Raw genomic sequence first — 13264 nt, forward strand, 5'->3', positions numbered from 1 at the left:
CGACACCATGGACAACAGCATCGCGTTTCCGATCCTTTTCGCGCTTATCGCGTTGGCGCTCGCCTTCGATTTTCTCAACGGCCTCCACGACGCGGCCAATTCGATCGCGACTGTGGTTTCGACCCGTCTGCTGTCGCCGGTCGCGGCGGTGGTTTTTGCCGCATGCGGCAATTTTGCGGCCTATTGGCTGGTCGGGCTGCAGGTCGCCGAGACCGTCGGCGAAGGCATTATCGACAAGGATGTGGTGACGCCCGCGGTTGTGTTCGGGGCGCTGGTCGGTGCGATGTTCTGGAACGTGCTGACCTGGCTCAAGGGAATCCCCTCTTCATCCAGCCATGCCCTGATCGGCGGACTGCTCGGTGCAGGTATTGCCCACGCCGGATTCGGCGCGGTGGAATCCTCCGGCACCACCAAGACGATGGCCGCCATTTTACTGTCGCCGATGATCGGGTTCATGATTGCCATGCTTCTCATGCTGGCCACATCCTGGCTGTTCAAGCCGGTTCAGCCGCGAAAGGCGGAGGGCGTTTTCAAGGTCTTCCACCTGATGTCCTCGGCGGCCTATTCGATCAGCCATGGCGCCAATGACGCGCAAAAATCCATGGGCATTATCGCGGTCCTGCTATATTCAACCGGCTATCTCGGCGGGGAGTTTTCGGTTCCCGAATGGGTGGTCATCAGCTGTTATCTGGCGATATCTTTCGGAACGCTGTCCGGCGGCTGGCGGATCATCAAGACCATGGGTACCAAATTGACCAAGCTCGATCACCACAACGGCTTTTGTGCATCGACGGCGGGATCCGCGGTGGTGTTCGGAGCCTCGGCCATGGGCATCCCTGTGTCGACAACCCACGCCATCACCGGCAGCGTCGTCGGGGTCGGGGCGGCAAGGCGGGCTTCGGCGGTACGCTGGAGCGTCGCCAGCCGGGTCGTCATGGCGTGGTTCATCACCATCCCGGCCAGCGCTGCGGTGGGCGCATTATTCTACTGGCTGACGCGACTGTTCTGAAGGTCAGGCAAGGGGAGTTCGGCGATCTCGCGGCCAACTTAACGCGCATCCGGAACACTAGCGCGTGGACTTTCACGAGATGATGTGAAAGGGGGTGTGGCATATATATTAACGGGAGAACGAGCGTGACGATGAAGACCTTATTTGATGTCAGTGGCAAAGTTGCTGTGGTGACCGGCGGTTCCAGCGGCATTGGCGCTATGATGGCCCAGGGCCTGATCGAAAATGGCGCAAAGGTCTACATCACCGCCCGCAAGGAAGAGCGGCTGATGGCGAAAGCGGCCGAGCTTTCCGAACTGGGCGAGTGTATCGCCATCCCGGCCGACCTGTCCAATGTCGAGGGCATCGAGGCGCTGGTAGCAGTGGTCAGCGAACGCGAAGAGAAGATCGACATTTTGATCAACAATGCCGGCGCCAACTGGAGCGCACCGATCGAGGATTTTCCGGAGCAGGGCTGGGACAAGGTGATGGACATCAACATCAAGTCGATCTTCTTTGCCACGCAGAAATTCCTGCCGTTGCTGAAGGCGGCCGGAAACGCGGATGATCCGGCGCGGGTGATCAATATCGCGTCAATCAACGGCATCCGCAATTCGGGAATGCCGACCTATGCCTATACCGCCAGCAAATCCGGCGTGATCAACCTGACCGAACATCTGGCCACCGATCTCGCTTCCTACAATATCAACGTCAACGCGATCGCTCCGGGTTTCTTTCCGAGCAATATGACCAAACAGATTGTCGAGAATGACGGCATGACGAAAATGGCGATATCGCAGATTCCCCGCGGCCGGATGGGCGCGCCGGAAGATATTGCCGGTACCGCACTTTATCTGTGCTCGCGCGCATCGTCCTGGATGATCGGGCAGGCGCTGGTTCTGGACGGCGGGATGATTTCGCGACCCTGAACGCACCCGGCCGGCCGGGGCCTGGCCGGTCAATGCTGGATCAGGTCCGACAACCAGTCGATATCCAGCATATGGCGGGACGGCTTGTTCGGATCGACCAGCACGCGCAATTTTCTGTTGGCCATATATTCGGTGGGATCCACCCAGATGGAATCGCTCAAATATTGCTCAAGTTTGCCGGTAAACGGATTCTTGCCTTGGGCTACGACACGATAGGGATTGCGGCCATTGAGGCTTTGACTGCGATCCCGTTCGACTTCGAGGAAATCGACCGAGAAAGCGGTTCCGTTTTCCCGCAGCCATGTTCTGGTCCGGCCCTTGTAGATCTCGCGATAAAACAAGGTTCCGCCAACCAGGGAAAATATTGCGCCGATACCGCTGAGGATCACAACGATGGCCCAGCGTCCCCAGAAGTCGTCGACAATCGCATCGGCCGGATTTTCCGGCGCATAGAGAAGATCGACTTCCTGCCCCTTTGAATAGCGCGGTGGACTGGAACTGACACGATCGACAAATTCATGCGACACCGCCCGGTCATCGGTGAAGCGTATGACCGCAGAATAGGTATAGCTTATGCTACCGTCATCATCCTGTCGCTTGCGGAGAAGATCGATAACCTGTCCGTCGGCCGTTTTCGCACCGGCGATAAAGTCCCTCTGGTCAACATATAAATAGCTGGCAGCCGCGAGCATCGCGAGGCCGACCACCAGGAATATGCCGCCGACAGTCTTGAACAGATTCATGGGTGTCTCCGTCGATCAGCCGGATTGCTGCCATGATCCGGAATCTAGCAGAGCTTGATCGGGATGGGAATGCCCGCCTGCGCTGCCACGCCTGCGATATCGCCTTTTTCATGTTCGGGCCCCATTGCATTATGGGATTTAATCGTTCAATTAATAATGCTAGTGATTCACACGGAATGGCAGGGCGGCAGACTCTGCTACCGATCTTTTGCATATAAGCCGTTTAGGAGCGACACCATGGCCGACAAACCGAGTGCAGCCGAACTCAAGGATTATGCCGAACAGGCAGATGCCTGGTTCAAGGAAAATACGGTGCGTGATCCCGGCTTCATGCTGCCGCTGACCTTCATGGAAGTGTCGACCGACCAGCAGTTTGACTTTCTCCAGGACTGGCAGCGTAAAGTCTATGAAGCGGGCTATCTCGGCGCCAGCTGGCCGAAGGAATATGGCGGCGGCGGACTGCACAGCGAATATCAGCGGGTCGCAACCCGGGCGATGAAGAAATATGACGCGCCGATCATGATCAACGCGATCGGCAATGGCTGGGCCGGACCGCTGATTCTCGATCTCGGCAGCGAGGAACAGAAGCAGAAATATATCAAGCCGATGCTCAGCGCCGAGGATATCTGGTGCCAGGGCTTTTCCGAACCGGAGAATGGCTCCGATCTCGGCAACGCACAGCTGAAAGCCGTAAAAGAGGGCGATGAATATGTCCTCAACGGTTCCAAGATCTGGACCTCGCTGGGTGACCGCGCGAAATATATGATCCTGCTGGCGCGCACCGATTTCGATGCGCCGAATAAATATGCCGGGCTCAGCTTCTTCCTCAATCCGATGAAGATCGACGGCATCACCACCAGCCGGATCAAGAAGCTGACCGGCGAATATGGCTTCGTCCAGACCTTCTTCACCGATGCCCGCATTTCCGCCGACTGCCTGTTCGGCGGCGAGGGCAACGGCTGGTCGATGGCGATGAAGACGCTCGAATATGAGCGTGGCGCCAAGGTCAAGCCGGTCGGTGGTTTCTTCGTCAAGGAACTGGACGTGATGGAAATTGTCGAACTGGCCAAAAATTCCGTCCGCAACGGCAAGCCTTTGCTCGATGATCCGGTGATGCGCGACAAGATGACGCAATATATGATCGATATCCAGGCGCTGAATCTCAACAACACCCGCCGCCGGATGCCGCAGCTGATGCAGGACCGGCCGATGGGGCTGCCGCTGATGAACAAGCTGGCGCGCACCGAACTGATCCGCGAGCTGACCGAATTCTCGCTGGCGTTCCAGGGTACCAAGGCGGGCTATTATGTCGGCGATGAAAATGCGGTCGACGACGGTTACTGGCATCGCAGCTATCTCAACAGTTTTTCGGCCACGATTGGTGGAGGCACTTCGGAGATCCAGCGCAATATTGTCGCCGAGCACGCGCTCGGATTGCCGAAAACAAGATAATAATCAGAACAGAAACCCGTTCGCCCTGAGCTTGTCGAAGGGTCTTTATAAAGTGCTTCGACAGGCTCAGCACGAACGGCGTGAAAGACGAGGATAAGATGGATAATCTAGGCACAATCGGAACCACCGAAGAGCAGATCGAACTGATGGATGTGGCGACCAATTTCTGTCGCGACAAAAGCCCGATCGACAAGGTGCGCGGAATGATTGACGACGATCTGGGCTATGATCCCGATATCTGGCGGGAGATCGGCGAGCTCGGATGGCTGGCGATCGCGATTCCCGAAGCGCATGACGGGGTGGGCCTGTCGATGGCCGAAGTCGTGCCGATTGCCGAGCAAATGGGCCGCAATCTGATGAGCAATCCCTTTGGTTCGACGACGCTGGCGGCGCAGGCTCTGCTGGCCGGCGGCAGCGAAGCGCAGCAGGCCGCATGGTTGCCGAAGATTGCCGCGGGTGCAGCGGCAACGCTGGCGCTGCGTGAAGATAATGGCGACTGGGACCTGTCCAATATCGAGGCGGCCGGTACCGTGAGCGGTGACAGCGTCAGCCTGTCCGGCAAGAAGCAGCTGGTGCTCTGGGCCGACAGCGCGGAACTTATCATCGCCTCGGTGAAGATCGACGGTGCGGTCCGCTTTGCCCTGATCGAACGGTCGGCACTGAGCGACAACGCAATGCGCCGGGAAACGGTGATCGACGAAACTGCGCGCAGCTATGAAGTGACTCTCGACGGCGTGACCGTCTCGACCGATGCTCTGTTTGACGCAGGCCGGACCCGCGAGACGCTGGAGAAAATCGAGCTGGCTGCCGGCCTGATCCACGCCGCCGAAATGACTGGCGGCGCGCAATCGGTGATCGATTATACGGTGGAATATCTCAAGACCCGCAAGCAGTTCGGCAAGATTATCGGCAGCTATCAGGCGCTGAAACATCCGACCGTGAACAATTATGTCGAATATGAAAAAGCGCGGACGCATCTGTACAGCGCCGCGCACAGCTGGGGCGAGCAGGGCCGCGGCGAGGTTGCCGTCCGCATGGCGGCCGCGCAATCCCACTCGAGCTATTCCACCGCTGCGGATCGCGCGATCCAGTTTCACGGCGGCTTCGGTTTCACCCACGACTGCGACGCGCAATTGCACCGGCGCAAGGCGATCTTGTCAGGTGCGCTGATCGGCGATGCGGCTTATCAGCGGTCGAAACTGGCCAATCTGTTGTTCGATTAGGGTAAAATTTGCCGTTCGTCCTGAGCTTGTCGAAGGACAGCGCTAGTCGATAGGTGCACTTCGACAGGCTCAGTGCGAACGGGTGTGAACCAATAAGGAGAAAAAATATGTCTGAAGTACTCACCGAGATCCAGGACGGTTTCATCATCGTCACCATCAACCGGCCCGACGCCAAAAACGCGATGACCAAGGCGGCAGCCGAAGGCATCCGCGCGGCGATGGAGCAGCTCGACAATGACAACAGCCTCAACGCCGGCATCCTCACCGGCGCTGGCGGGACATTCTGTTCCGGCATGGATCTCAAGGGATTTCTGCGCGGTGAAACGCCATCGGTCAAAGGCTATGGCTTTGGCGGGATCACCGAAAAGGGTCCGGAAAAGCCACTGATCGCCGCGGTCGAAGGCTATGCGCTGGCCGGCGGGCTAGAACTGGCTCTGGCCTGTGATCTGTGCGTTGCCAACGTCAACGCGAAATTCGGCATTCCCGAGGTCAAGCGCAGCCTGGTGGCGGCAGCGGGCGGCGTGATCAAGCTGCAGCAACTGGTCGGCAAGCGGGTCGCGATGGAATGGGCGCTGACCGGCGACTTCTTCTCCGCGCAGCGCGCCTATGAAGTGGGCTTCGTTAACCGGGTGACCGAGGGCGCTGCGATTGACGCGGCGATCGAACTGGCGACCACGGTGGCGGCGAACGGCCCGCTGGCGCTGAAAGCGACGAAGAAGATCATCAACGAAAGCTATGACTGGACCAGCGAGGAAGCGTGGAAGAAACAGGCTGAAATCACTGCACCGGTGTTCACCTCCAAGGATGCGCAGGAAGGCTCGCTCGCCTTCGCCCAGAAGCGCAAGCCCGAATGGAAGGGTGAATAAGCCCGACCCATGGCAAGCAATGATATCGTAGACCAGTGGGCAGCGTCGCATGACCTGCCCGCATGGTTCGTGCAGGCGATGGACGTGCCGCGCGAGGAAGCCTTTGTCGAAGTAGACGGGCACAAGGTGCATTATTTTCGATGGGGTCAGCGCGGCAAGCCGCCGCTGCTGATGACCCACGGCTTTCTCGCCCACGCGCGCTGCTTTGCCTTTATCGCGCCTTTCCTCGCAGAAGACCATGATATCATCGCTTATGACCTGGCGGGGATGGGCGACAGCGAGATGATCGACGATTGCAACGGCGAGAAGCGTGCCAGAGGCATGGTTGCGGTGGCCGATGCTCTCGATCTGTTTGCCGGTCCGGTGAAGCCCAAGATCATTGCCCACAGCTTTGGTTCCGGCGTGGCCCTGACCGCGATGGAAATGGCGGGAGAGCGGTTTGGCGGTCTGATCATCTGTGACCTGATGATCATGCGACCCGAAAAGCTTGTCGCCCATTTTAGCCGCGGCGGCGGCCCTCCCGGTTCCGGCAAGTCGGACAAGCCCAATAATGTCTATGCCGATTACGAGACCGCGCGCGGGCGCTTTGTTCTGGCCCCGCCGCAAGATGTACAGACTCCGTTCCTGCTCGAATATATGGCCTATCACAGCATGCGTGCGGTCGAGGATGGCTGGTCGTGGAAATTTGACCCGATGGTCTTCCACCGCAGCGAGAATGACCAGAGGCAATGGATGGAGGCACCGCAACGGATCGCCGATCTTCCGCACCGGCTGGCGATTGTCTATGGCGAGAAAAGCACATTGTTCGATCGCGACAGCGCTGCCTATCTGCGCGAACTGGGTGGTGATAATATTCCGATGATCGCCGTGCCCAATGCGAAACATCACCTGATGCTCGACGAGCCGCTCGCATTTGTCGCCGCTCTGCGCTCTGTTCTGACGATGTGGGAAGTTGATGCTGGCGACTGAAGGCTGTTTTGCGTCCCGTAGCTGATCGCCAGATGAACCATATCGGGCTCTTGCGACAATATGGTACAAAAAACCGGGAATCTGACAAAGGCCTGCGACAGGTCTCCCCTATTTCTGTCTGTGACGCCGCAGTTGGCGCCGGATAGAAAAAGGGAATTGAAGATGAAAAAGTTTCTGATGGCTTTGGCAGTGACAACAATGGCGGTGTCCCCGGTGGTGACCGCTCAGGCTCAGGCTGCCCAGCACAAGACGGTCGAGAAGCGCGTGACCCAGAAAAATGGCAAACGGGTTGTGACAAAGACCACGACGACCAGAAATACCAAGCAGGATCGCAACGACAACCGGCGCTATGCCGCTGTTTCCCAGAAGAAATGGGCCAAGGGCCAGCGGTTCGACCGGCGCTATGCGACCAATTACCGGGTGATCGACAATCCCCGCGCCTATCGCCTGTCCAGCGCACCGCGTGGATACCAGTGGGTGCGGTCGGGTAATGATGCGGTGCTGATCGCGATAACCAGCGGCCTCATCGGAGCGGTTATCGGAAACGCGATTGCGCGCTGAACCGAATGATCAATCCACAATTAGACAAAAGCCCCCGGAAGCGATTCCGGGGGCTTTTCTGTTCGTTCAGGCAGCCATGAATCCCTTGAGCCGTTGATTGATGATCTGGTCCGCCTCGGCCATGATCCGGTCGATCAGTTCCTGGCATGTCGGGATATCGTTGATCAGGCCGGCAACCATGCCGCAGCTCCATGCGCCAGCATCCATTGTGCCTTCTTTCATGATCTTGGGATAGACGCCCGCGACCTGTTCGATCACGTCGGAGAATTGCAGGTCTGCGCCTTTTTCCTTTTCGATTTCGAGCAGGCGTTCGACAGCGCTATTGGTCAGCACCCGTTCTGTGTTGCGCAGGGGGCGCATCACGAGTCGGGTGTCGAGTTCGCTGGCCGCGACGATCGCGTCTTTCACATTCTGGTGCACCGGTGCTTCCTTGGTGGCGATGAAGCGGGTGCCCATGTTCATGCCTTCCGCGCCCATCGCGAGCGAGGCAACGAGGCTGCGGCCGTCGGCCTGGCCACCGGAGGAAACGAACGGAATGTCCAGCTCGTCGGCAGCGCGGGGCAGCAGGATCATGTTCGGGATATCGTCTTCGCCGGGGTGGCCGCCGCATTCGAATCCGTCGACCGAGACCGCGTCACAGCCGATGCTCTGGGCCTTCAGCGCGTGGCGGACGGCGGTGCATTTGTGGATCACCTTGATGCCGGCGTCGTGCAATGCGGGCAGCACCTGAACCGGGTTGTTGCCGGCGGTTTCGACGACCTTGACGCCGCCTTCGATGATCGCCTTGACCATGCCTTCATAATCGGGCGAGTTGACCACCGGCAGGAAGGTCAGGTTCACGCCGAACGGCTTGTCTGTCATGTCCCGGCATTTGGCGATTTCGTCGGCCAGTGCGGCGGCGGAAGGCTGGGTCAGTGCAGTGATGATACCGAGGCCACCGGCGTTCGACACAGCAGCTGCGAGCTCGGCGAATCCGACATAATGCATGCCGCCCTGAATGATCGGATGTTCGATACCGAATAGCTCTGTAATGCGTGTTTTCATGGACTTAGCTCCTGTTACTGGAAGGATTGGAAGCATGTCTGCTCCCTTCCGGAATTATTTAATCGCGCGATTAACTAGCAACCCATTGACCGGTTGTCACGCCTTTCCAGATATCGTCGGGCGACGTTACGGCGAGCGCTTCTCCGAGCCGTTTCGACCAAAGATGTTCATTGCCCAGCGCATCGCGCCAGGCCCAAAGGCGGCGGGTATAATGGTGCAGATCATATTCCTGCGTATAGCCCATCGCGCCGTGGACCTGATGGAAGGGCACGGTGACCGCCTCTACGCTGTGACCGATCTGGACCTTGGCGACCACCGCCTCGTGCCAGGCCTGTTCCGGATCGTCGCTGTGGCGGGCGATGGCGCTGGCCGCCTGCGTGGCCGCCATGGTCGCGGCGGCGCATTCGGACGCGGCGACCGCCAGCTGCTGCTGGATCGCCTGGAATTTCGACAGCGGCCGGCCGAATTGTTCGCGCTGGGTGACATAGTCGATCGACAGGCCCAGAGCGCTCTCCATCGCCGCTGCCATCTGCACGGCGCGAACGGTCAGGATCAGCGCTTCGATTCCGCGGCGGGAGAGATCGGTCTTCGCCGATTGCTCTGCCAGATGTCCGGAAAAGATGAACTGCGTCATGCCATCGGGTGACAGCGATTCTTCCGGCGAGCGGACGGCGACGCGGTTGTCGAACAGCGAGATTTCGTGATGCGCCTCGTCGAACAGGACGATCTTGTCGGCGTGCATGCCAAAGGGAATGTCGGCGCTCGGGGTGTGACCGCTGAGCGCAAAGCTGGCGCTGCCGTCTGCCGGGGAAAGACCGGCCCGGTCGAGCATCCAGTTGGCGATCAATGTTTCGGCAAATGGCACCGGGGAAGCGGCCTGCGCGGAAGCCCAGATCGCGCCAAAGACCTCGTCATGGTCGGCACCAAAGCCGCCATTGGCTTCGCTGACCCAGGCCAACGGCAGCCCGTTTTCGGTCAGCGCGTCCCAGAGCGCCTGCGGATATTGGCCCGCTTCGGCTTCGTGCGGGACGTCGCGTGCGCACAGGTCGGTATAGATTTTCGTGGCCGTTTCGGCGACCATGCCTTGTGTGTTTATCATGGTATCAATTTGCCTTGAATGGATCCGTTCGCACTGAGCTTGTCGAAGTGCGGTTGTTGCCGATCGCTGTCCTTCGACAGGCTCAGGACGAACGGTGTGCAGTGCATGATTTCCGACATCATCTGAGCCCCAATTGCCGTGCGGTGATCCCGCGCATCACTTCGGTTGTACCGCCGCGCAAGGTGTTGGGCGGAGAGCGCAGCACGCCGATATTCATGATCCGCCGCATGTCCGGGCTCCAGTCCTCGGACGGCAGATCGTTGAGCATCGCCCGCACCTGCTGGGTCAGGTCATTTTCCAGCCGGTTGCCGAGATCCTTGACCAGCGCCGCTTCGGTCTCCGGCGACACGCCCTGATCGAGCAGATTGGCAATGCCCCAGGACATGCCTTTCAGCGTGCGCAGGCTGGCGATCAGCTTGCCGAGCCGGGCGTGGCTGTCCGACCCCATTTTTCCGCTCAGCTGATAGAGGGCGGTTTCCAGCGTGATATAGCTGGACAGGAAGCGTTCCGGTCCGGAGCGTTCCATCGCCAGCTCGCCGGTCACCTGTTTCCAGCCGCCGCCTTCCTCGCCGAGCAGGCAGTCGTCGGGGACGATCACATCCTCGAAATAGACTTCGTTGAAATGGGCGTCGCCCGACAGGTCGACAATCGGCTTGATGGTGACGCCGGGCAGGCTGAGGTCGATCATGATCTGCGACAGGCCGACATGGCGGTTGCGGCCATCGGCGGGCGAGGTACGCAGCAGGGCTACCATATAATGGCACATATGCGCGCCGGAGGACCAGATTTTCTGGCCGTTGATCTTCCAGCCTTCGGGCACTTTCTCGGCTTTGGTTTTGACATTGGCGAGATCGGAGCCCGCGCCCGGTTCGCTGAGACCGATGGCAAAATAACATTCGCCGGCGGCGATGCGCGGCAGGATATCGAGCTTCTGCTCTTCGGTGCCATGGGCGATCAGCATCGGTGCGTGCTGGCGGTCGGCGATCCAGTGGGCGGCGACGGGCGCGCCCGAACGAAGGGTCTCCTCGGTGACAATATAGCGTTCCAGCGCGCTTTTGTCGTGGCCGCCATATTGGCTCGACCAGGTCAGGCCGATCCAGCCGCGCTTGCCCATCTTCCTCGAAAATTCCGGATCGGCGGAGGCCATCCAGCATTCCGGTTCGGGCCGGAAATTGCCCGCCTCGCGCTCTTGCCTGAGAAAGGCCTGCAATTCGCTGCGCAAATCTTCGAGCGCCGGATCGGGCTGGACGACGGGGAAGTTAAATCTTTGCATGGATAATCCTTATTACAGCAGACCCGTTCGTGCTGAGCCTGTCGAAGCACCTTGGCAAGCGTCCTTCGACAGGCTCAGGACGAACGGTGCTTGGCGTAGACCCGGTCACGGCGTCACAATATCAAATTGCGGATTTACCTCATCCAGCGCGCCGAACATAGCTGCCATTAAGGCCGCATTGCCACTGATCAGCATTTCCTTGTTCTCGATCAGCGCCTGCGGGTTGGCCTGGCGCATCAGCAATTTGGTGAACAGGGCGCGGCTGATCGTGATCTGCGTGTCCGATCCGTCGGCGGTGACGGCATAATCCTCGCCGCGCGGGAACATCACGCTCTTGCCGAGATCGATGCTGACTGCCTCTTTGCGGTCCGGGAACCAGAAGCGGATGATGCCGCCATCGCCCTGCATCTTGGTCGGGTTGAATCGGGTCGCCATGGCGTCGAACAGATCGACAGCGGGAATGCCACTCAAGACTTTCTCATTGGCGGTGCTGATCGAGTCCTTGACATTGTTGCCCTCGCGCAGCTCTTTCGCGCCGACCAGATAGATATTGCGCCAGGTCCCGGCCTCGGTCTGGAAGCCGAGCTGTTCATAGGTCGAGGCCAGCCAGTTCTTGGCAGTCTGGTCGGCGGGATCGGCGAAGACCAGATGGTTGAAAACGGTTGCCGCCCAGCGATAGTCGCCAGCGGCAAAGGCTTTTTCACCGACCGCCAGCGCCTTGTCGGCGCCGCCCATCGCAGCGACATATTTTTGCGAGGCTTCGACCGGTGGCAGTTGGTGATAATGGGCGGGAACCGCGTCCCACCAGCCGAAATAGCGCTGGTAGACCGCCTTGCTGTTGTGATTGAGCGTGCCGTAATAGTCGCGCACGCCAAAGTCGCTCTGGGCGAAATCCGGCTCGCCGATATTTTCGGCAATTTCGTGCATCGTCGCGCCCTGATTGGCCTGTCTCATGGTCTGGTCATGGACATAGCGATAGATGCCGCGCTGGTTTTTCAGCGCCGCCTGGACATTGTCGCTGCCCCAGGTCGGCCAGTGATGCGAAGCCAGCATCAGCTCCGATTTTGCGCCATAGCGGGCGAGCATCTCGTCGATCACCTTGCTCCATTTCAGCGTGTCGCGGACCAGCGCGCCGCGCGGCGTCAGCACATTGTGGAAGGTGCGGGTCACAACCTCGGCGGTGTGCAGTGCCTTATATTGCGGCAGGTAGAAGACCAGCTCGGCCGGTGCCTCGGTCTCGCCGGCGTCCATGAAGTCGAAGCTGATCCCGTCGACCATCAGCGTCTCGCCATTCTTGCTGATCGACCGGGTCGGTGGCACCAGAGCGACATCGCCACTCGACAGTTTCTGGCCGAGGCCGCCGCCGACATGGCCGGTCTTGCCGACGGGCAGGGCGGTGCCGAACTGGAATTGCACCCGCCGGTTCATCGCGGTGCCGGCGATCACGCTCTCGCCGATCGACTCCGCCAGCCAGCCATGCGGGGCGATGACTTCGATCTTGCCGGACCGGATATCCTCTGGCGAAGCCACACCGGCGACACCGCCAAAATGGTCGCCATGGCTATGGGTGAAAATCACCGCGACGACCGGCCGGTCACCGAGCGTCTTGTTGGCCAGCGCCAGCCCGGCCTTTGCCGGCGCCGGAGTGGTCAGCGGATCGATGACGATCCAGCCGGTCTTGCCGGCGATCAAGGTCATCTGCGCCAGATCATAGCCGCGTATCTGGTAGATTCCGGGCACGACCTCGAACAGGCCGTGGATGCTGTTGAGCTTGCCCTGCCGCCAGAGCGAGGGATTGACGGTGTCGGGCGCGTCGCCCTGCAGAAATTCGAACTGGCGTGAATCCCATGCGACCGATCCGTCGGCGTTGAGGATCTGGTCCTCTTCGATACGGGCGAGAAAACCGCGATTGGCATTTTCAAAATCTGTCTGGTCGGCAATCGGCAGGCTGGCCGCGACTTTGGCATTGGCGGCCCTGGTGGCTTCGGTGGCGACGCCTTGCGGAGGAACGGCCTGAACCGGGACCGCCATCATCAGGGCAATCAGTGAAACAGCGGTCTTGTTCATTCTCTCTCTCCTTCAGATGCCCCTGTATATCAGAGGTCTATCTCCCGAAA

General features: G+C 59.6%; 12 protein-coding genes. 7 read left to right on the plus strand and 5 right to left on the minus strand.

Features of this window, described 5'->3' with window-relative positions; translation table 11 throughout:
* Window positions 1-7: 7 nt before the first annotated feature.
* Together HUO14_RS09120 and HUO14_RS09125 are read left to right on the plus strand one after the other, a co-directional pair.
* Complete coding sequence (locus HUO14_RS09120; RefSeq protein ID WP_176279604.1) at window positions 8-1009, plus strand: inorganic phosphate transporter; 1002 nt, start codon at window positions 8-10, stop codon at window positions 1007-1009.
* Between the two features lie 131 nt (window positions 1010-1140).
* On the plus strand, window positions 1141-1917 hold the full coding sequence (locus tag HUO14_RS09125) for a glucose 1-dehydrogenase (protein ID WP_176279605.1): 777 nt from the start codon (window positions 1141-1143) through the stop codon (window positions 1915-1917).
* Window positions 1918-1946: 29 nt separating this feature from the next.
* On the opposite strand, the gene HUO14_RS09130 is transcribed toward HUO14_RS09125, so the two are convergent.
* Complete coding sequence (locus tag HUO14_RS09130) at window positions 1947-2660, minus strand: DUF3592 domain-containing protein (protein WP_176279606.1); 714 nt, start codon at window positions 2658-2660, stop codon at window positions 1947-1949.
* A 237-nt stretch (window positions 2661-2897) separates the two neighbouring features.
* Between HUO14_RS09130 and HUO14_RS09135 the strand changes: the two genes are divergently transcribed.
* The 5 genes from HUO14_RS09135 (at window position 2898) to HUO14_RS09155 (ending at window position 7731) form a co-directional block, all read left to right on the plus strand.
* Window positions 2898-4112 (plus strand): acyl-CoA dehydrogenase family protein, encoded by a 1215-nt coding sequence (locus HUO14_RS09135; protein ID WP_176279607.1) that lies wholly within the window; start codon window positions 2898-2900, stop codon window positions 4110-4112.
* An 80-nt stretch (window positions 4113-4192) separates the two neighbouring features.
* Window positions 4193-5335, plus strand: coding sequence for an acyl-CoA dehydrogenase family protein (locus HUO14_RS09140; RefSeq protein ID WP_343046082.1), 1143 nt, complete (start codon window positions 4193-4195; stop codon window positions 5333-5335).
* 107 nt (window positions 5336-5442) lie between these two features.
* Entirely contained in the window at window positions 5443-6201 is a 759-nt protein-coding gene (locus tag HUO14_RS09145) for a crotonase/enoyl-CoA hydratase family protein (RefSeq protein ID WP_176279608.1), read from the plus strand.
* Window positions 6202-6210: 9 nt separating this feature from the next.
* The gene (locus tag HUO14_RS09150; protein WP_176279609.1) at window positions 6211-7170 is read left to right on the plus strand and encodes an alpha/beta fold hydrolase; all 960 of its coding nucleotides are present in this window, start codon (window positions 6211-6213) and stop codon (window positions 7168-7170) included.
* A gap of 162 nt (window positions 7171-7332) precedes the next feature.
* A complete protein-coding gene (locus tag HUO14_RS09155) occupies window positions 7333-7731 on the plus strand; it encodes an RcnB family protein (protein ID WP_246255466.1) in 399 nt (132 codons plus the stop codon).
* Window positions 7732-7797: 66 nt separating this feature from the next.
* Here HUO14_RS09155 and HUO14_RS09160 read toward each other — a convergent pair whose 3' ends face one another.
* The 4 genes from HUO14_RS09160 to HUO14_RS09175 all read right to left on the minus strand — a co-directional run bounded on the left by HUO14_RS09160 (window position 7798) and on the right by HUO14_RS09175 (window position 13214).
* A complete protein-coding gene (locus HUO14_RS09160; RefSeq protein WP_176279610.1) occupies window positions 7798-8775 on the minus strand; it encodes an NAD(P)H-dependent flavin oxidoreductase in 978 nt (325 codons plus the stop codon).
* A gap of 70 nt (window positions 8776-8845) precedes the next feature.
* Window positions 8846-9874, minus strand: a complete 1029-nt coding sequence (locus HUO14_RS09165; protein ID WP_176279611.1) for an acyl-CoA dehydrogenase family protein — start codon at window positions 9872-9874, stop codon at window positions 8846-8848.
* A gap of 118 nt (window positions 9875-9992) precedes the next feature.
* Window positions 9993-11147, minus strand: a complete 1155-nt coding sequence (locus HUO14_RS09170; protein ID WP_176279612.1) for an acyl-CoA dehydrogenase family protein — start codon at window positions 11145-11147, stop codon at window positions 9993-9995.
* A gap of 105 nt (window positions 11148-11252) precedes the next feature.
* Window positions 11253-13214: an alkyl/aryl-sulfatase gene (locus tag HUO14_RS09175; RefSeq protein ID WP_176279613.1), complete on the minus strand. Its 1962-nt coding sequence runs from the start codon at window positions 13212-13214 to the stop codon at window positions 11253-11255.
* Window positions 13215-13264 lie beyond the last annotated feature (50 nt).

It is taken from the genome of Parasphingorhabdus flavimaris (assembly GCF_013371215.1).
Classification (GTDB): Bacteria; Pseudomonadota; Alphaproteobacteria; order Sphingomonadales; family Sphingomonadaceae; genus Parasphingorhabdus; species Parasphingorhabdus flavimaris.